Below are 18588 nucleotides of genomic sequence, written 5' to 3'. Positions count from 1 at the left end.
CATGACGACCGAACTGACCCTGACCCCCGGCGCGCTGACGCTGGAACAACTGCAAGCGCTGCACGCTGGCGGCGTGACCCTGAAGCTGGACGACGCCGCGCGCCCGGCCATCCGCGCCAGCGCTGCAGTCGTGCAGGCCGCCGCCGCGGGCGACGCGCCGGTCTACGGCGTGAACACCGGCTTCGGCAAACTGGCCAACAAGCGCATCAGCAACGAAGACCTGGCGCTGCTGCAACTGAACCTGATCCGCTCGCACTCGGTGGGCGTGGGCGAGCCGCTGCAGCCAGCAGTGCTGCGGCTGATGCTGGCGACCAAGGCCGCCAGCCTCGCGCGTGCGCACTCGGGTGTGCGCGAAGTCGTGATCGACACGCTGCTGGCCGTGCTCAACGCCGGCCTCGTCCCTTATGTGCCCAGCCAGGGTTCGGTCGGCGCTTCGGGCGACCTCGCCCCGCTGTCGCACATGACGCTGGCGTTGCTGGGCGAGGGCGAGTTCCTGGTGGACGGCAAGCGTGTGCACGCGGCCGGCGTGTTGACCGATGCCGGCATCGAGCCGCTGGTGCTGCAAGCCAAGGAAGGCCTGGCGCTGATCAACGGCACGCAGACCTCCACCGCGCTGGCGCTGCACGGCCTGTTCGCCTTCGAACCGGTGCTGGAAGCCGCGCTGGTGATTGGCGCTTTGACGGTGGACGCCGCGCGCGGCTCGGACGGTCCGTTCGACCCGCGCATCCACGCGCTGCGCGGCCAGCCTGGTCAGATCGACGTCGCCCAGTACTACCGCGCCTTGCTGGCCGGAAGCGCGATCCGCGCGTCGCACGAAGAAGGCGACGACCGGGTGCAGGACCCGTACTGCCTGCGCTGCCAGCCGCAAGTCGTCGGCGCCTGCCTGGACCAGTTGCGCCATGCCTCGCTGGTGCTGGTGCGCGAAGCGAACGCCGTGACCGACAACCCGTTGGTGTTCCCTGAAGACGGGGCGATGATCAGCGGAGGCAACTTCCACGCTGAGCCCGTCGCTCTCGCGGCTGACGCAATGGCCGTGGCGATTGCCGAAGTCGGCGCCATCGCCGAGCGCCGCATCGCGATGCTGATCGACGCCAGCGTCTCGCGCCTGCCGGCCTTCCTCAGCGCCGATGCCGGCCTGAACAGCGGCTTCATGATCGCCCACGTCACCGCCGCAGCGCTGGCCAGCGAGAACAAGTCGCTGGCCCACCCGGCCAGCGTGGACAGCCTGCCCACCAGCGCGAACCAGGAGGACCACGTCTCGATGGCCACCTTCGCCGCGCGGCGGCTGCAGCCGATGGTGTCCAACGTCTCGCACATCCTGGGCATCGAGCTGCTGGCCTCGGCCCAGGCCATCGAATTCCTGCGCCCGCTGCAAAGCTCGGTGGTGCTGGAATGGGTGCACGCACTGCTGCGCCAGCACAGCGCCGCCATGCCCACCGACCGCTACCTCGCACCCGAAATTGAACGCGCGACCACGCTGGTGCGCAGCGGCGAAGTGGGCAGCGTGCTGCGCACGCTGCCGGGCCTGCCAGCGTTGTGGGTGCCCGCTTGAGTCTTCAGGAATCGCCGACTGTGTCCAGATGGATGCGGTCGGCGATCGTCGTCGCCAGCGCCTTGAAGTCTTGCCAGGCGTCTTGCACTGCTTGCGAATGGCTGCCGATGGCGCCGTCCGCCGAGTTCAGGTGAAAGATCGGCTTGCGTACCTCCTGGGACATGGGGATGAGGCTGCGGTAGTGCTTCAGCTGGGCCAGGCAATGGGTGTCCTGGTCCAAGGTGGGGGCCATACCGGGTTGTCCCAACACGCTTTCGCGATAGATCGCGGGAATTTGGTCTGCCCATTTCTTGTAGGGCGAGACTGGGCGGGAAAGCAGCGTGGTGTGGCGCATCACGACATAGCCTGTAGGGGACATGCTTCCAGAAGGCAAAGGGAACTCCGGAGCTTCCCAGTTGTCGGCGCGCTTGCGCCATTCCTCTCGCCAGGTCGTCAATGTGGGGCCCAATTTGCGCAGCCCTTGGAGTGAGAAGAGACTGGCATCCAGCGGAATCACGACGTGGTCGCTGCCAATCAAGGCAGATCGGTTGATCGCGCCCAAGTTGGGGCCGACGTCGGCCAGGATGAGATCGGCTTGATGGGCTTGGGCCGCAAGTTGTGCGATCTGCCAGAAGGCCGTCAGAAAACGGAATGGCCGATACAAGTTGCTGGACATGGCTGCATGCCAGGCGCTGGCCAGATCGTCCTCAAAGCCCGCCAGCGATGGGTCGCCTGGCACCAGGAATAGCCGTGGCGTGATCTGCCGGGTGACGGGCGGGAGAATGTCCCCTGCCTTGGTGAGTGGCTGTACGCAGCGAAAGATCGTGTCCGCCTGGGGAAACGGCTCCTGTGCGCCCCACAGCTCTTCCAATGTCTCCTCTGGCAGGAAAGCCGAGGTCAGGTTGGCCTGGTGATCCAAGTCTATGGTGACCACCCGTTTCCCCATCTCAGACAGCATCCAGGCGAGATGGAAGACCAGTGAAGTCTTGCCGACTCCCCCTTTGTTGTTGAAAAAGGTGAGGACCGGTGTTGGCATCTCAGGGGCCAGGCCAGCATTCGAGCCGTCGCTCATGCCGCCCTCCGAAGCGTGGCCAGCACATTGGTGGCTTCCACCTGGAACTCAGGCGGCGGGTTGCCATTGGCTTGCAGCGCACGTCGGGCTTCGGCGATCCCGAAGCCGAAGCGCTGCACAAAGCCCAATGTCTTGAGCACGCCGGCCAGCACCGGGCTGCGGTAGTCGCTGATGCCGGGACGGCCGAAGTTCTCCTGGGTCACGGCGCCGTAGGGGCCGCCCGGGTTGCTGATCTCGATGCGGTCATCGAACCAGTAGATTCGCACCGGTGCGTTGGTGCCTTCGTAAGTCCGATGCATCACGGCATTGCGTGCCAGTTGTTGCAGGGCGGAAAGCGGATAAGGTGCGGTCCGAACCTCTGTGGTCGTGCCGGACGTGAAGTCCACCGCCACGGCAAGGGTGGCTTTCAGCTTTTCATCCAGCCGTCGCAGCATGGTGTCCAGATTGCCATCTACTTCCTGTTCGTCCACCACTGGGTCGCCCCATTCGGTGCCACGAATGCGCAGGAACTGAATGTAGGCCGAAGGAATCCAGGTGCGAGGGCTCTTGCCCAATGTCAGCAGGCCAGCGACGGTGGGCGTGGCATCGTCCACGGTGGAGATCATGCCCAGGGAGGCCAGGCGCTCTTCGTAGCTGCGACCATTGGCTTCCAGAACGTCTCTCGCCACAGCCTGTGGCAAATATTCGTTCTCGAAATACGGCCGACTCAACTCTTCCAGCGAGCAGCCGTGAATGGGATGAGCGTCGAAACTTCGGTCGCGGTAACGGCGTTTCTCGTTCAACACGCGTTCGTCCTGTGCCGTGGCCTGTCCACGACGAGGTCCGGTGCGGATCCAGATCCGGCCGTCCAGTCGCACTGGCGGAGCGTCCGCCGGCCAGACAGTGATCACAGCCACATCCTGCCCCTGGAGTGTGCGGCGAGCCACGGTCATGGTGGGGGGCGGCGTCAGCTTGCCATCGGTCTTGATGTCAGCCAGGGTCTGGAGCAATTGGTCCGTGACGACAAAGTCGGGGCCCGCGGGTCTTCCATCGTCCTTCACGCCAACGAACAAGACACCGGGCTTTGCATGATTCGGCAGATCGTTGGCGAAGGCGCACACGGCTTCCCGCGCCTTTTCCGGGGCGCTACCCTTCCAACTCTCCTTGCGTTCGGCTCGGTCACTCTCCACGTCATGTACGAGCTGCAACAGTTCCTTGTCAGTCAGCGGCGTCATGCCAGATCTCCCAGGCGCAGGCGCGCGATATTAGCCATGGGCTATTGTCGTGCTTCACGGCTACCGAGGTGGCCGCGACGGTGGGTGGTCGTCATCAAGCTGCCGCAACTCGCGGCAAGCATGGCGGGTTGTCCTTTCAGGAGCGCCCGCCATGTCCAGCCTCATCCTGCCTCGCCGTCGCCTGCTGATCGCTTCCGCTGCACTGAGTGGCGGCGGCCTGAGCGGCATCTTCGCGCATGCCCAGGCGCCGGCGGCAATCACGCGGGACGCGGCGCGGCCGAGTTTTCCGTCCGGCGTGCAGAGCGGGGACGTGCTGGCCGACCGGGGCATCGTCTGGGCGCGCTCGGACCGGGCGGCGCGTTTGTGGGTCGAATGGGACACCACGCCGGCCTTTGCCCATGCGCGCAAGCTGCGCGGCCCGTATGCGCTGGAAACCACCGACTTCACCGCGCGCGTGGACCTGACAGGCTTGCCGGCCGGGCAGGAGATCTTCTACCGCGTGCAGTGGGAAGACCTGGCTGGTGGCGTGCGCTCCGAGCCGGTGACCGGTCGCTTCCGCACCGCGCCGGCAACGCGCCGCGATGTGCGCTTCCTGTGGTCCGGCGACGCCGTCGGCCAGGGTTTCGGCATCAACGGTGACCTGGGCGGCATGACGATTTACGAAGCCATGCGCCAGCGCGAGCCGGACTTCTTCATCCACAGCGGCGACACGATCTACGCCGACGGCCCGCTGCAGGCCGAGCTGAAAGCGTCCGATGGCAGCACCTGGCGCAACACCGTGCTGACCGAAGAAAAGAGCAAGGTCGCCGAGACGCTGAAGGAGTACCGCGGCGCGCACCGCTACAACCAGCTCGACGACCACCAGCGCCGTTTCGCCGCCGAGGTCATGCAGCTCTGGCAGTGGGACGACCACGAGGTGACCAACAACTGGTCCGACTCGAAGGACGTTTCAGGCGACGCGCGCTACACCGAGAAAAACGTCGCGCTGCTGACCTCGCGCGGCGCGCGGGCCTTCCTGGAAAACGCGCCGATGCGCTGGTTCGCGCAGGAGGAAGAGCAGCGCGTGTACCGCCGCATTCCGTACGGCCCGCTGCTGGACGTGTTCGTGATCGACATGCGCAGCTACCGCGGGCCCAACAGCTTCAACCTGCAGCCCACGCTGGACGCGTCCTCCGCCTTCCTCGGCCCGCAGCAGATGGCCTGGCTGCGCGACGGCCTGAAAGCCAGCCGCGCGACCTGGAAGGTGATTGCGGCCGACATGCCCATCGGCCTGCTGGTGCCCGACGGCAAGGACACCCAGGGCCGCGACAAGTTTGAGGCCGTGGCCAATGGCGACGGCCCGGCGCTGGGCCGCGAGCTGGAGATCGCCCAGCTGCTGTCCTTCATCAAGCACCAGCGCATCCGCAACACCGTGTGGCTGACGGCCGACGTGCACTACACCGCGGCCCACCATTACCACCCGAACCGCGCGCAGTTCCAGGACTTCGACCCGTTCTGGGAATTCGTCAGCGGCCCACTGAATGCAGGTACCTTTGGGCCGAACCCGCTGGACAACACCTTCGGCCCCGAGCTGCGCTACATCAAGGCCCCGGCGCCCGGCCAGAGCAACCTGCCGCCCAGCGCCGGCCTGCAGTTCTTCGGCGAGGTGCAGATTGACGGCAAGAGTGCGGCGCTGACGGTGCACCTGCGCGACATGCGCGGCGAGTCACTGTGGCAGACGACGCTGCTGCCGCATCGGGCTTGATTCAGCCCGAAGGAAGCGGCCGGGCCTGTCGGTGCGCAGCCGGGCATCGGTTCAGGAGGTTCAGGCGAAAGTGCCGACAGCGGCCAGCGACGCGGTATGCGCGCCCTTGTGGTTCTTCTTCGCGTGATGGCTGCTCTTCGCGGCGCTGGCCGTCTTGGCCTTCTTGCTGCTGCTCTTCTTGGCCTTGTGCGAGCTCTTGTGCGCCTTGTGCGCGCTCTTGGTCTTCTTGGCCTTGGCCGGGGCGGCCTGCTCGGTCGGGGCTGCGGCTTGCGCCTGGGCGGCGCCGACGGCACCAAACGCCATGGCAAACGACAGCAGCAAAGGGGTCAGGTGGCGCAGGCGGGAAGCGGTGGACATGGGGTTCTCCTGAGGGATTCAGAGGCCGGCGGGCGAGGCGCCAGCTGCGCTGCCATCCTATCGCGGCCCATGGGCGCCGGCCAGCGCAAAAGCGAGTGTGCACTGCTGGCAGACGCCTGTGGGCGCCTGCTGACTCAGCGCGGCTTGCGGCCGCCGGGCTTGGCCGCCGAGGCGGGGCGCCCCGCCGGCTTCGCGGCCACAGGCCGGGCCGCTGGCTTGGCCACGCCAGGACGCACCGGGCGGCTGCCGTTGTCACGCGGCGGCAGGCCGGTGTGCTGGGTCAGGATGCGGCCCGGCGCCGGCTTGGCGGTGGTGGTCTTGGCCACCGGTGTGGAATTGCTGCGGCGCGCGCTCTGGTAGCTGCCATCGGTGGTTGGCTGCCAGGTTGGAATGAGATGGTGCTTGCCGTTGCCGATCAGGTCGGCGCGGCCCATGTCCTTCAAGGCCTCACGCAGAAGCGGCCAGTTGTTCGAGTCGTGGTAGCGCAGGAAGGCCTTGTGCAGGCGGCGGCGCTTGTCGCCCTTGACGATGTCCACACGCTCGCCCTTGCGCGCGTCGCGGCTGATGCCTTTGAGCGGGTTGTGGCCCGAGTGGTACATCGCAGTGGCGGTGGCCATTGGCGAAGGGTAGAAGGTCTGCACCTGGTCCGCGCGGAAGCCGTTGTGCTTGAGCCAGATCGCCAGGTTCATCATGTCCTCGTCGCTGGTGCCCGGGTGGGCGGCGATGAAGTACGGGATGAGGAACTGCTTCTTGCCGGCCTCGGCGCTGAACTTCTCGAACATCGCCTTGAAGCGGTCGTACGTGCCGATGCCCGGCTTCATCATCTTCGACAGCGGGCCGCCTTCGGTGTGCTCCGGCGCGATCTTCAGGTAGCCGCCCACGTGGTGCGTCACCAGTTCCTTCACATACTCGGGTGACTGCACCGCCAGGTCGTAGCGCAGCCCGGAGCCGATCAGGATCTTCTTCACGCCGCGCAGCGCACGGGCGCGGCGGTACATCTTCACCAGCGGGCCGTGGTCGGTGTTCAGGTTGGAGCAGATGCCGGGGTAGACGCAGCTGGGCTTGCGGCAGGCGGCCTCGATCTCCGGGCTTTTGCAGCCGATGCGGTACATGTTGGCGGTCGGCCCGCCGAGGTCGGAAATGATGCCGGTGAAGCCCTTGACCTTGTCGCGGATCTCTTCGATCTCACGGATCACCGAGTCTTCCGAGCGGCTCTGGATGATGCGGCCTTCGTGCTCGGTGATGGAGCAGAAGGTGCAGCCGCCGAAGCAGCCCCGCATGATGTTCACGCTGAAGCGGATCATCTCCCACGCGGGGATCTTGGTCTCGCCGTCGTGGCTGCCGGTGGCGTCCGCGTAGCTGGGGTGCGGGCTGCGCGCGTAGGGCAGGTCGAAGACGTGGTCCATCTCCTCGGTGGACAGCGGCAGCGGCGGCGGGTTGATCCACACGTCGCGCGCGGTGTGGCCTTCGCCGTGGCGCTGCACGATGGCGCGCGCGTTGCCGGGGTTGGTCTCCAGGTGCAGCACGCGGTTGGCGTGGGCGTAGAGCACGTTATCGCTCTTCACCTGCTCGTAGGCCGGCAGGCGGATCACCGTGCGCTCGCGCGGCGTGGTGATCGCGCGGCTGCCCAGCTTCTCGACCGGGCGGCGGATCAGCAGCATCGGTTTGGCGCCGTCGGCCGCGGGTGGCGTGTCGCCAGCCTTCGCGGCTTCGGCCTTGGCACAGCTGGCACCGTTGTCGTCGGCCTGTTCCTCGATGGTCAGGTAGGGGTTCAGCAGCTTGTCGACCTTGCCGGGCGTGTCGACCTCGCTGGAGTCGACCTCGTACCAGCCGTCCAGCGTCAGGTCGTCGGGCTTGCGCATGAAGGCGGTGCCGCGGATGTCGGTGATGCTCTCGATGGGCTTCTTTGCCGCCAGCCGGTGGGCGATCTCGACGATGGCGCGTTCGGCATTGCCGTAGACCAGCAGGTCGGCCTTGGCGTCCACCAGCACCGAGCGGCGAACCTTGTCGCTCCAGTAGTCGTAATGGGCAATGCGGCGCAGGCTGGCCTCGATGCCGCCAATGACCACCGGCACGTCCTTGAAGGCCTCGTTGCAGCGCTGGGTGTAGACCAGCGTGGCCCGGTCCGGCCGCTTGCCGCCGACGTTGCCGGGCGTGTAGGCGTCGTCGCTGCGGATCTTCCGGTCGGCCGTGTAGCGGTTGATCATCGAATCCATGTTCCCGGCGGCCACGCCGAAGAACAGGTTGGGCTTGCCCAGGGCGCGGAAGGCGTCGGCCGACTGCCAGTCCGGCTGCGCGATGATGCCCACGCGAAAGCCCTGTGCCTCCAGCGTGCGGCCGATGACCGCCATGCCGAAGCTGGGGTGGTCCACATAGGCGTCGCCGCTGACGATGATGATGTCGCAGCTGTCCCAACCCAGCTTGTCCATTTCCTTGCGGCTCATGGGCAGGAAAGGTGCCGTGCCGAAGCGCTTGGCCCAGTACGGACGGTAAGCCGTCAATGCCTTTGGCTTGGCATTGGCCTTGGCATCGGAACGGAGGGGGGCTTCGAGGATGGCGGACACGGCAGCGGCAGGGAAGGGGACCGGAAAGACCAAAGCCGGGCGGGCCACAGGCACGTCCGGCATTCGAGAACCGGCATTGTCCCAGGTGTCGGCGTTTGTGGCGATAACCCCACGCGGCGCCCGGCGCGGCCCCGCGCAGGAACGCACGCCGCCGCCGCCCGCGCCATTCAGCGCCCCAGCAGGCCCTTGAACATCTGGCCGACGCCTTCGACCACGCCGCCCACGCTGACACCAACGGCTTCGGCCATGCCGGACGCAAAACGCTTGGCCAGGCTGTCGTTGATCGAGAAGTTCGGGTCGTCCAGCCGGCCTTCCAAGGTGAAGCTCACGTCCAGCTGGCCTTTGTGGGCCATCGTGTCCAGCACCGCCTGGCGGCTGGCTGTGCCCAGGCCGTCCCACCAGTTGCCGCTGTGATTCAGCGCGAGGCCGTTCAGCGTCACGCGGCCTGGGGCGTGCAGATGCTCGTCCTTGACCACGGCCTTGAGCTGCAGGTCCAGCTGGCCGCGTTGAATGCCGCCTTCGGCGACCTTCAGCAGGTAGGGCTGCAGCACCCGCAGGTCCACGCCTTTCAGCTGGGCGCTGAGGTCGGCGTCGTGCGTGGCGGGTGTCAGCTCGCCGTCCAGTCTGAGGTCGCCGTCGTGGTTGGCGCCGCCACCGGCGCCGCGCAGGAGGCCGCGCAGCTTCAGCGTCAACGGCTGGTTCAGCGCGGGCAGTTGCAGGTTGCCGATGCTGGCATCGAGTTCGTCCAGCTGCAGGTGGTGGGGCTTGGCGCGGACCGGCTTCAGCGAATCGTCATAGAAATCGATCTGCAGGTCGCGCAGTTGCACTTCACGGATCACCAGCGTGGGATGGTCAGGTTCGGTGGGCGCGCCGGCGGCCGAAACCGCCGCCGCCGGGCGGACGCGCGCCGGGGCGGCAGGCGGCGCGGCGGCACTGTCGGCAGGCAGCAGCCCGGGCAGCAGGCGCAGCTTGCCGTCCCGACCGCGCAGCAGGCTCAAGGTGGCGCCGTCAACCACGATGCTGTGCACTTGCCATGGCCCGGAGAACAGGCTGCGCAGCGCCGGTTGCACAAAGACGCGGCGGGCGCTCAGCTCGGATGGCGCCGGCCAGCCTGGCGCGGCGGCCAGGCGCAGGTCCTGCACCGTCAGCCCGTTCCAGTCGACCGAGATGGCGCCAACGCTGGCGCGCGGGCCGAGATGGTCGTGCAGCACGGCGGCCAGCCGGTGCAGCAGCAACTGGTAAAGCCCACCCAGGGCCACCAGCGCGACCATGCCTGCGCCCAACCACCACCTGACACGTCGCGACATCCGAACCATGGACGGATTGTCGCCAAGCCTGCGAGGCCAGCGTTGGATCAGGGGCGGCGGTAGGCGGTCGGCTGCTTTGCCCAGTAGCCGCTGTCCAACCGGTCCAGCCGCACCTCGCCGCCGGTGGACGGGGCGTGCACGAAGCGCATGTCGCCCACGTAGATGCCGGCGTGCGTGGGCCGGCCGCGGCCGAAGATCACCAGGTCGCCAGTGCGCAGCTCGCCAGCCTCGACGGGTTGGCCAAACTGGTTCAGCTCGGCCACCGTGCGCGGCGGCGCCACCCCTGCCTGGTTGCGGTAGACGTAGCCGACAAGGCCGCTGCAGTCGAAGCCGCCTTCCGGCGTGTTGCCGCCGTAGCGGTAGGGTGTGCCAACCAGGCCCATCGCATGGATCGCGATGTTCGACGACTGCTCCGGTGTCAGCCGCGTGAGGCGCGGCGGCGTGCCGCAGGCCGCCAGCAGCAGTGGCAGCAACAGACAGAGTCGCCTGGCCAGGCGATGGAATGCATGCATGGCCGCGATTTTGTTTCAACTCCCGGGTCCACGGACAATCCGCCGATGTCTTCTGCTGCGAACCCTGTCTCTTCGGTGCTGCCTGTGTGGGCGCAGCTGCCGCTGCTGCTGGGCGTGGACTTTTCCAGTGCGCCCAGCAAGCGCAAGCCCGTCATCGTGGCGCGTGGCACACGGGCTGGGGCGGTCGTGCGGCTGGACGGGCTGCACGCGCACGAAACACTGAGCGGTTTTGGCGACTGGCTCGCCGCCACGCCTGCCTGGCTCGGCGGTTTCGACCTGCCGTTCGGCCTGCCGCGAGAGCTGGTGCTCCAGCTCGGCTGGCCCAGCGACTGGGCCGCGCTGATGGACCACTACGCCGGGCTGACGCGGGAACAGATCCGTGGCCATTTCTCGGCCTTCTGCGACGCCCGCCCGGTCGGCGGCAAGTTCGCGCACCGTGCCTGTGACGGGCCGGCAGGGTCATCGCCCAGCATGAAGTGGGTCAACCCACCGGTGGCCTACATGCTGCATGCCGGCGTGCCGCTGCTGCGCGCTGCCGGCGCCTGGTTGCCGGGCCTGATGCCGGCGCCGGATGCGCCGCAGCGTGTCGCACTGGAAGCCTATCCCGGCCTGCTGGCGCGCGAGCTGCTGGGCAACCGTTCGTACAAGGCGGACGACAAGGCACGCCAGACGCCGGAACGCCTGATTGCCCGCAAGGACCTGGTGGACGCGCTGGAGCAAGGCCGCACGCGCCTGGCCCTGCGCCTGCGCCTCAGCCATGCCCAGCGAGATGCGCTGGTGGCCGACGCCACCGGCGACAGGCTGGACGCCGTCCTGTGCCTGCTGCAGGCCGCCTGGGCCCAGCAGCAACCTGGCCTGGGCCTTCCAGCGGGCGTGGACCCGCTGGAAGGCTGGATCACCAGCGCGGTGACGGTGGGTTGAGGTTTCCGGAGGTCAGAACGTCGACATCGAGACGGTCGTGTTCACGCCGTTTTGCGTGTACACCGCCGAGATCTTGGCCGAGGAGCCAATGGTGCCGGACGCATTGATCTCGAAGCAGTCCTTCTCGGTAGAGCTGAAGCTGTTGCCGGCTGCCGTCGAGGTATAGGTGTTGGTGACGCAGAAGTACGGCGTGCTGCTTGCATTCTCAACCGACCAGGTGGCGGCACCGGTGCCAATCTGCGGCGAGCCCGCCGAGCAGCTGCTGTATTCGGTCCACGAGGCGAGCGGTCCGCTGCTGCCCATGGCCGCCGAGGTCGGCGGCAGGCCAACGTTGCTGGGCAGCGCGCAACTGCCGTCTGAGCTCACGGTGCCAATGAACGCGTTGCTGGCGTTCAGGTAGTGGGTGACGTAGTCGCTGGACGAGCCGCCGTTGGCGGTCGCGGTGGTGGTCAGCCGGCGGATCTTCGCTGCGTCACCGGTGCCGGGAAAGGTCCCGTCGGCGAGCAGGCTCAGGTCCAGCGTGGACTGCACCGCGGTGTTCTGTCCGGAGCCGCTGACCGTGCCCGACAGCGACCAGCTGTGGGCGCTGGCATACAGGTTGGCCCAGGCCGCATTGGTGGCGTAAACCGTGCTGGAGCCGGATTCGTCGGCGTCGCCACCGCCGCAGCCGCCCAGGATGGCGGCGGCAAGCGCCACCACCGAAATACCGCAGAAACGTTTCATGGGCCCTCCCTGGCCAAAACGAAATTCGAAGGAGGGCGATGCTAGCTGAAGCTGGTGACGCATCGGCCTGGACGGCCGAGCGCCTCACTTGCGCATCAAGGTGCTCTTGCCGAACAGGCTTTCAATGAGGTCCACGGCGATCTCGGCGGTCTTGTTGCGCACGTCGAGTGCCGGGTTCAGCTCCATCACGTCCAGGCTGCCCATGCGGCCGGTGTCGGCGATCATTTCCATGCAGAGCTGGGCTTCGCGGTAGGTCGGACCGCCAGGAATCGTGGTGCCGACGCCGGGGGCGAGGTCCGGGTCCAGGAAGTCGACGTCGAAGCTGACGTGCAGGTGGGTGTTGGCATCCATCGTGGCCAGCGCCAACTCCATCGTGTGGCGCATGCCCATTTCGTCGATGTAGCGCATGTCGTAGACCTCCAGGCCCACCTCGTGCACGAACTTCTTTTCGCCCGCGTCCACGCTGCGGATGCCGATCTGGCGCAGCCACTTCGGGCTGATCGCCGGCACCTGGCCGCCGATGGAGGTCAGCTCGGTCGGGCCGTAGCCGCACAGGCAGGCCACAGGCATGCCGTGGATGTTGCCGCTGGGGGTCAGGTCGCTGGTGTTGAAGTCGGCATGGGCGTCCAGCCACAGCACGCGCAGCTTCTTGCCGGTGTCGCGGCAATGGCGGGCCACCGCGCTGATGGAGCCCAGGCCCAGGCAATGGTCGCCCCCCAGCAGGATGGGCATGCGGCCATCGCTGAGCTCGGTGTAGACGGCGTCGTGCACCAGCTGGTTCCAGGCCGCCACTTCGCTCAGGTGGCGGTAGCCCTGGTCCGGCGGCAGCCAGGGGTTGGGCGGGCCGTTGAGGTTGCCGCGGTCCTGCACTTCGATGCCGTGGCTTTGCAGGATCGCGCCGATGTTGGCCACGCGCAAGGCTTCCGGGCCCATGCTCGCGCCGCGAGCGCCGGCGCCGATGTCGGTCGGCGCGCCGATGAGGGTGACTTTGTTCAGCATGCCCGCGATTGTGCGACGACACGGGCCGAGAACAATGCGCCATTGACCCGCCTGCGCCGAAGGATGCTCGGTGCCCGCATCAGAGGCTTCAAATGTCCTCTTCGAACTCGCGTGCTTGCGGGTCGCCGGCGTGCAGGCCGTAGTCCTGCGCCAGGATCTGCCAGGCCTCTTCGGCGGTCTCGACGAAGCGGAACAGGTCCACGTCGCCGGGGCTGATCATGCCGGTCTCGACCAGCCAGTCGAAGTTGATCAGCCGGGTCCAGAATTCGCGGCCGAAGAGCAGGATGGGCCGGCGCCGGCACTTGCCGGTCTGCATCAAGGTCATGGCCTCGAACAGCTCGTCCAGCGTGCCGAAGCCACCGGGGAAGGCGACCAGTGCGACCGAGCGCATCAGGAAGTGCATCTTCCGCAGCGCGAAGTAGTGGAACTGGAAGCACAGCTCCGGCGTGATGTACGGGTTCGGTGCCTGCTCGTGCGGCAGCACGATGTTCAGGCCGATGCTTTTGCCACCGCACTCGAAGGCGCCGCGGTTGCCGGCTTCCATGATGCCCGGGCCGCCACCGGTGACCACGTAGAGGGGCGTGGCCAGCGTCTGTGAGCGCGCGGTGACCAGGTGCGCGAAGCGGCGCGCTTCTTCGTAGAAGCGGCTCATGCGCAGCTGCATCTCGGCGCGCTTGACCGCCGCCGCGTTGCCGCTGGCCTGCGCGGTGGCCAGTTGCTCGCTGGCCAGCGCTTCCGCCGGAATGCGGGCGCTGCCAAAGATCACGATGGTGCTCTCGATGCCCTGTTCCTGCTGCACCAGTTCCGGCTTCAGCAGCTCCAGTTGCATGCGCACGGGGCGCAGCTCGGGCCGCAGCAGGAAATCGGTGTCGGTGAAAGCCAGGCGGTAGCTGCTTTCGGGACCGTCGTAGCGCGGCGCGGCCGGCAGAAGCTGGGTGGCCTCCTGGGAGGCTTCCTGCTCGGCGCTGGGAAAGTTGCGGGCCGTGAGCTTGGGTTTTGCGGTGTCGGCTTTGGTGGTGGCGTCCATCGAGACAAGGCTAGATCGGAAGACGTGACCGGAACCCCGGAAAAGCGGGGTTTCGATCGCCTGGGGAAGGGAGCTTAACCCGGCGCGGGGCCAGGGTTGCAGACCGGGCAGCCAGCCTGGCGCGCGAGCCGGATCTCGCTCCAGGCCATGCGGCGCGCGTCCAGCATCTGCAGCCGGCCGGCGAGGCTGGTGCCGATGCCGGCCAGCAGCTTCAAGGCTTCCGCGGCCTGCATGCTGCCGATGATGCCCACCAGCGGTGCAAACACGCCCATCGTGGCGCAGCGGGCTTCGTCGGGCGCGCTGTCGGGCGGGAACAGGCAGGCGTAGCAGGAAGAGGCGGGCAGGCGCGGGTCGTAGACCGAGACCTGGCCGTCGAAACCGATGGCGGCGCCGGACACCAGCGGCTTGCCGTGGTGCACGCAGGCGAGGTTGATCGCATGGCGCGTGGCGAAGTTGTCGCTGCAGTCCAGCACCACGTCCGCTTCGGCCACAGCGGCGTCCAGCCACCCGGCATCGGCACGCAGCGCCACGGCGGTGACCTGGGCACCGGGGTTCAAGGCCAGCACGGCTTCGCGGGCGGATTCAACTTTCAACTGGCCGACGCGGGCCTGGCTGTGGGCGATCTGGCGCTGCAGGTTGGTGGTGTCCACCGTGTCGGCATCGACCAGGGTCAAACGCCCGACGCCGGCCGAGCCCAGGTACAGCGCAACCGGCGAGCCCAGTCCGCCAGCGCCGATCACCAGTGCATGCGAGGCCAGCAGCCGGCGCTGGCCTTCGATGCCGATCTCGTCGAGCAGCAGGTGGCGCGAGTAGCGCAGCAGCGCGTCGTCGCTCAGGCCATCGTCTGCGCCGTCATTCAGGCCGTGGTCTTGCGTCATTCTTCAGGCCAACCGGCAGGGTCGGAAACAACAAAGGCGAAGCGGTGGCACAAGGGCCGCCGGCTTCGCCTCGGGTGGCTTGCAGCGCGCTTATTCGGTCGCGGCCTCGGCCTTGCGCTCGGTCATGGACTTGCTGACCATGACTTGCTTGCCCTTGAGCTGGTTCAGGGCCTGGACCAGCTGGAAGTCTTCGGCGCTGCCGAACTCGGGCAGCGGCTTGGGCGGTTCCTTGGACTTGGCGACCTGCTCTTCAAGCTTCTTGCGCGCTTCCTCGCGGGCCTTCTCGCGCGCTTCGTCCTTTTCGTCGCCATTGCCCAGGTGCTTTTCCAGGTCGGCTTCGCGGGTGCGCAGCGCGGCGAAGACATTGCCTTCGGCCGTTTCATCCAGCCAGATGTCCGGCACGATGCCCTTGGCCTGGATCGAGCGGCCACTGGGCGTGTAGTAGCGCGCAGTGGTGATCTTCAACGCGGTGTCGGCGGTCAGCGGGCGCACGGTCTGCACCGAGCCCTTGCCGAAGGTCTGCGCACCCATCAGTGTGGCGCGCTTGTGGTCCTGCAGCGCGCCGGCGACGATTTCGCTGGCCGAGGCCGAGCCTTCGTTGACCAGCACGACCATCGGCACCGTCTTCAGCGAGGCCGGCAGCTTCTTCAGCGGGTCTGCGCCGCCGCGGCGCAGGTAGTTGTCAGGCGTGGCGCGGAAGGTCGCCTTCGATTCGGCGATCTGGCCATTGGTGCTGACGACCACCGAGTCAGACGGCAGGAAGGCCGAGGCAATGGCCACGGCGCCTTCGAGCAGGCCGCCCGGGTCGTTGCGCAGGTCCAGGATCACGCCCTTGATGTTCGGGTCCTGCTTGTAGATGTCTTCCAGCTTGCGCGAGAAGTCTTCCACCGTGCGGTCCTGGAACTGGGTCACGCGGATCCAGGCGTAGCCGGGTTCCACTTCCTTGGCCCGCACGCTCTGCACGCGGATCTCCTCGCGGGTGATCGTGACCGGGAAGCTGCGGTTCTCGCTCTTGCGGAAAATCGTCAGCATGACCTTGGTGGCCGGCTCGCCGCGCATGCGCTTGACCGCCTGGTCCATCGACAGGCCCTTGACGGCCGAGTCGTCGATCTTGGTGATCAGGTCGCCGGACTTCAGCCCGGCGCGGAAGGCGGGTGAGCCTTCGATCGGGGAGACCACCTTGACCAGGCCGTCTTCCATGCCGATCTCGATGCCCACGCCGACGAACTTGCCGGTTGTGCCTTCGCGGAATTCCTTGAAGCTCTTCTTGTCGAAGTACTGGGAATGCGGGTCCAGCCCGGCCACCATGCCGGAGATGGCATCGGTGATCAGCTTCTTCTCGTCCACCTGTTCGACGTAGTCGTTCTTGACCATGCCAAACACCGCGGCGAGTTGCTGCATTTCCTCCAGCGGCAGCGGGCCGTAGGTGTTGCGCGCCTCGGCCTGGAATTGAATGGTCGTCAATGCACCAGCCAGCGCCCCCATCGTGAGGAGACCTGCCACCTTCAATTTGGCACCCATGTGATGTCCCGCTTTCAAACTAGAAGTCATTCGACCAGGCGGTCAGTATAGGACTCGCCACTCACAGGAAGACTTTGAACTGGCCGTAAAGTTGCTTGTTTTTGAAGGCTATTGGCGTGAGCCAACACTCACTGCGCCAGCTTTTCAAGCCTGCCTTCACCGCGCCGTGCCCATCCCGCCGTCCGCTGGTCGCCTGCGCGCCCCGGTGCTGTCCTGAAGTGTGGCGCAGCTGAGGCACAATGCGCGCCGGTCGGCTCCATGGTTCAATGGATAGAACAGCCCCCTCCTAAGGGGCAGATCCAGGTTCGATTCCTGGTGGGGCCACCATTTCGGCTGCCGACCCAGTCGGCATGCGGCCCGGCGCTGTCCGCATCCGGCATTTGCGCGCATGTCGGCCGAAATCAAGGGCTCTCCGCCCCGCCAAGCGCGTCATCTCGCGTTCAACCCCGTCTTCATTGCATCCCCGCTTCAAAGCTGGGCGGCGTTGCGCTGCGTCCCCGGTGGCATCAGCAGGCCATGTCTCTGCCAAGTTAAGATTATCGATAATCAAGATCCCCTACTCTGGAGACAGTCCCATGCAATACCGCGAACTCGGCCGTACCGGCTGGCAGGTGTCGACCATCAGCTTTGGCGCCTGGGCCATTGGCGGCACCTGGGGCGAGGTGAACGACGACGAATCGATGGCGGCGCTGCACCGCGCACTCGACCTGGGCATCAACTTCTTCGATACCGCGGACGTGTACGGCGATGGCCACAGCGAGCGTTTGATCGCCCGGCTGCGCCAGGAGCGCAGCGAGCCCTTCTACGTCGCCACCAAGGCCGGCCGCCGGCTCAGCCCGCATGTGACCGAGGGCTACAACCGGGAGAACCTGACGGCGTTTGTCGAACGCAGCCTGCGCAACCTGAACGCCGAGGCCATCGACCTGCTGCAGCTGCACTGCCCGCCAACGCCGGTCTACTACCTGCCCGAGGTCTTTGGCGTGCTGGACGACCTGGTGCGCGCGGGCAAACTGCGCCACTACGGTGTCAGCGTCGAGAAGGTCGAAGAGGCGCTGAAGGCCATCGAATTCCCCGGCGTGCAGGCGGTGCAGATCATCTACAACATCTTCCGCCAGCGCCCGGCCGAGCTGCTGTTCCGCGAGACGCTGGCGCGCCGCGTCGGCATCCTGGCGCGGGTGCCGCTGTCGTCCGGCCTGCTGTCGGGCGGCGTGACACGCCAGACGCAATTCGCGGCCGACGACCACCGCAGCTTCAACCGCGAAGGCGCGGCCTTCGACAAGGGCGAGACCTTCTCGGGGCTGGACTTCGACAGCGGGCTGGCGGCGGTCGAAGCCTTGCGGCCGCTGGTGCCGGCCGGGCAGACGCTGGCGCAATTCGCGTTGCGCTGGATCCTGATGCAGCAGGCGGTGACCTGCGCCATCCCGGGTGGCCGCCGGCCATCCCAGGTCGAAGACAACGTGCGGGCTGCTGATCTGCCGCCGCTGCCGGATGCGGCGATGCAGGCAGTCACCCGCATCTACGAGAAATACGCCAAGCCGCAGGTGCATCACCTCTGGTGATCGGCTCCCTGCAGGTAATCGAGTTTCGCCAGCTGCAAGTGCGCCACGCACAGCTCGGCGAGCGCCGCGTTGTCACTGCCCTTGAGCAACTGGATCATCGCCAGGTGCGCGTCTGCCGCTGCTTCCGAATGGCCCGCCGCGGCGGTGCGCTGGGCCCGCACCGGCAGGCTCAGGCCCATGTAGTGGCGGATCGAGGCCACCAGGTACGGGTTGCCGCAGCCACCGAACAGGGTCAGGTGGAAGGCGTCGTTGACGCGGTGCAGCGCGCTGAAGTCACGCGCCTGCAAGTGCTGCAGGAACTGCGCATGCAAGGCCTCCAGCGCCTCGACCAGTGCGCCGTCCGCGGGCAGCGGAATGTGCAGCGCGGCCTGCCGTTGCAGCAGCTCGCGCACCTCGTAGATCTGCCGCACCTCGGCCGGCGCCAGCGCCCGCACGCTTGCCCCCTTGTTCTTTTCGCGCACCACGATGCCGATGCGTTCCAGCTCGGCCAGCGCCTGCCGCACGCCGTGCCGCGTCACGCCGAAGCGCGCCATCAGCGGGTCTTCGATCAGCCGGCTGCCCGGCGGCAGGTGGCCGAAGATGATGTCTTCGCCCAGCGCCTTGACCACGCCTTCCGTGTCACTGAACGGTGTCGACTCGGGCTTGGACACGATGTCCCC

The 18588-nt window shown here is 67.1% G+C and carries 16 protein-coding genes and 1 tRNA gene; 5 read left to right on the top strand and 12 right to left on the bottom strand.

Annotation, left to right across the window (positions count from 1 at the left end; genetic code table 11):
* The first annotated feature begins 1 nt into the window (after nt 1).
* Complete coding sequence (gene hutH, locus ACAH41_RS26150) at nt 2-1552, top strand: histidine ammonia-lyase (protein ID WP_370538647.1); 1551 nt, start codon at nt 2-4, stop codon at nt 1550-1552.
* Nucleotides 1553-1556: 4 nt separating this feature from the next.
* Here the strand turns inward: hutH and ACAH41_RS26145 are convergent, their stop codons facing one another.
* Both ACAH41_RS26145 and ACAH41_RS26140 read right to left on the bottom strand, forming a co-directional pair.
* On the bottom strand, nt 1557-2603 hold the full coding sequence (locus ACAH41_RS26145) for a ParA family protein (RefSeq protein ID WP_370538646.1): 1047 nt from the start codon (nt 2601-2603) through the stop codon (nt 1557-1559).
* The gene (locus tag ACAH41_RS26140; RefSeq protein WP_370538645.1) at nt 2600-3817 is read right to left on the bottom strand and encodes an ATP-binding protein; all 1218 of its coding nucleotides are present in this window, start codon (nt 3815-3817) and stop codon (nt 2600-2602) included. Before ACAH41_RS26140 ends, ACAH41_RS26145 begins: the two co-directional genes overlap by 4 nt.
* A 151-nt stretch (nt 3818-3968) precedes the next feature.
* On the opposite strand from ACAH41_RS26140, the gene ACAH41_RS26135 reads away from it, so the two are divergent.
* On the top strand, nt 3969-5561 hold the full coding sequence (locus ACAH41_RS26135; protein WP_370538644.1) for an alkaline phosphatase: 1593 nt from the start codon (nt 3969-3971) through the stop codon (nt 5559-5561).
* A 60-nt stretch (nt 5562-5621) separates the two neighbouring features.
* Here ACAH41_RS26135 and ACAH41_RS26130 read toward each other — a convergent pair whose 3' ends face one another.
* From ACAH41_RS26130 to ACAH41_RS26115, 4 genes are all read right to left on the bottom strand, one after another.
* Complete coding sequence (locus tag ACAH41_RS26130) at nt 5622-5918, bottom strand: hypothetical protein (protein ID WP_370538643.1); 297 nt, start codon at nt 5916-5918, stop codon at nt 5622-5624.
* Between the two features lie 134 nt (nt 5919-6052).
* Complete coding sequence (locus ACAH41_RS26125) at nt 6053-8482, bottom strand: YgiQ family radical SAM protein (protein WP_370538642.1); 2430 nt, start codon at nt 8480-8482, stop codon at nt 6053-6055.
* A 167-nt stretch (nt 8483-8649) separates the two neighbouring features.
* A complete protein-coding gene (locus ACAH41_RS26120) occupies nt 8650-9789 on the bottom strand; it encodes a DUF748 domain-containing protein (RefSeq protein WP_370538641.1) in 1140 nt (379 codons plus the stop codon).
* A gap of 47 nt (nt 9790-9836) precedes the next feature.
* Complete coding sequence (locus tag ACAH41_RS26115; RefSeq protein WP_370538640.1) at nt 9837-10301, bottom strand: C40 family peptidase; 465 nt, start codon at nt 10299-10301, stop codon at nt 9837-9839.
* A 45-nt stretch (nt 10302-10346) separates the two neighbouring features.
* Between ACAH41_RS26115 and ACAH41_RS26110 the strand changes: the two genes are divergently transcribed.
* Nucleotides 10347-11222, top strand: coding sequence for a DUF429 domain-containing protein (locus ACAH41_RS26110; protein WP_370538639.1), 876 nt, complete (start codon nt 10347-10349; stop codon nt 11220-11222).
* A 12-nt stretch (nt 11223-11234) separates the two neighbouring features.
* Here the strand turns inward: ACAH41_RS26110 and ACAH41_RS26105 are convergent, their stop codons facing one another.
* From ACAH41_RS26105 to ACAH41_RS26085, 5 genes are all read right to left on the bottom strand, one after another.
* Nucleotides 11235-11945 (bottom strand): hypothetical protein, encoded by a 711-nt coding sequence (locus ACAH41_RS26105; protein WP_370538638.1) that lies wholly within the window; start codon nt 11943-11945, stop codon nt 11235-11237.
* A gap of 84 nt (nt 11946-12029) precedes the next feature.
* Nucleotides 12030-12944: an arginase gene (rocF, locus tag ACAH41_RS26100; protein WP_370538637.1), complete on the bottom strand. Its 915-nt coding sequence runs from the start codon at nt 12942-12944 to the stop codon at nt 12030-12032.
* Between the two features lie 88 nt (nt 12945-13032).
* Nucleotides 13033-13971 carry a TIGR00730 family Rossman fold protein gene (locus tag ACAH41_RS26095; RefSeq protein ID WP_370538636.1) on the bottom strand — a complete coding sequence of 313 codons (939 nt, stop codon included), beginning with the start codon at nt 13969-13971 and terminating at the stop codon, nt 13033-13035.
* A gap of 74 nt (nt 13972-14045) precedes the next feature.
* Nucleotides 14046-14807 carry a ThiF family adenylyltransferase gene (locus ACAH41_RS26090; RefSeq protein WP_370538667.1) on the bottom strand — a complete coding sequence of 254 codons (762 nt, stop codon included), beginning with the start codon at nt 14805-14807 and terminating at the stop codon, nt 14046-14048.
* Nucleotides 14808-14939: 132 nt separating this feature from the next.
* On the bottom strand, nt 14940-16370 hold the full coding sequence (locus ACAH41_RS26085; protein WP_370538635.1) for a S41 family peptidase: 1431 nt from the start codon (nt 16368-16370) through the stop codon (nt 14940-14942).
* Between the two features lie 252 nt (nt 16371-16622).
* Between ACAH41_RS26085 and ACAH41_RS26080 the strand changes: the two genes are divergently transcribed.
* Together ACAH41_RS26080 and ACAH41_RS26075 are read left to right on the top strand one after the other, a co-directional pair.
* A tRNA-Arg gene (locus ACAH41_RS26080) sits at nt 16623-16697 on the top strand.
* Between the two features lie 248 nt (nt 16698-16945).
* Nucleotides 16946-17929 carry an aldo/keto reductase gene (locus ACAH41_RS26075; protein ID WP_370538634.1) on the top strand — a complete coding sequence of 328 codons (984 nt, stop codon included), beginning with the start codon at nt 16946-16948 and terminating at the stop codon, nt 17927-17929.
* Here ACAH41_RS26075 and ACAH41_RS26070 read toward each other — a convergent pair.
* The gene (locus ACAH41_RS26070) at nt 17917-18579 is read right to left on the bottom strand and encodes a GntR family transcriptional regulator (RefSeq protein WP_370538633.1); all 663 of its coding nucleotides are present in this window, start codon (nt 18577-18579) and stop codon (nt 17917-17919) included. The genes ACAH41_RS26075 and ACAH41_RS26070 overlap by 13 nt on opposite strands.
* Nucleotides 18580-18588 lie beyond the last annotated feature (9 nt).

Source organism: Ideonella sp. (genome assembly GCF_041287625.1).
Lineage (GTDB): Bacteria > Pseudomonadota > Gammaproteobacteria > Burkholderiales > Burkholderiaceae_C > Ideonella.
Note: the sequence above shows the minus strand (reverse complement) of the source record. Positions and strands in the feature narration are given on the sequence as shown.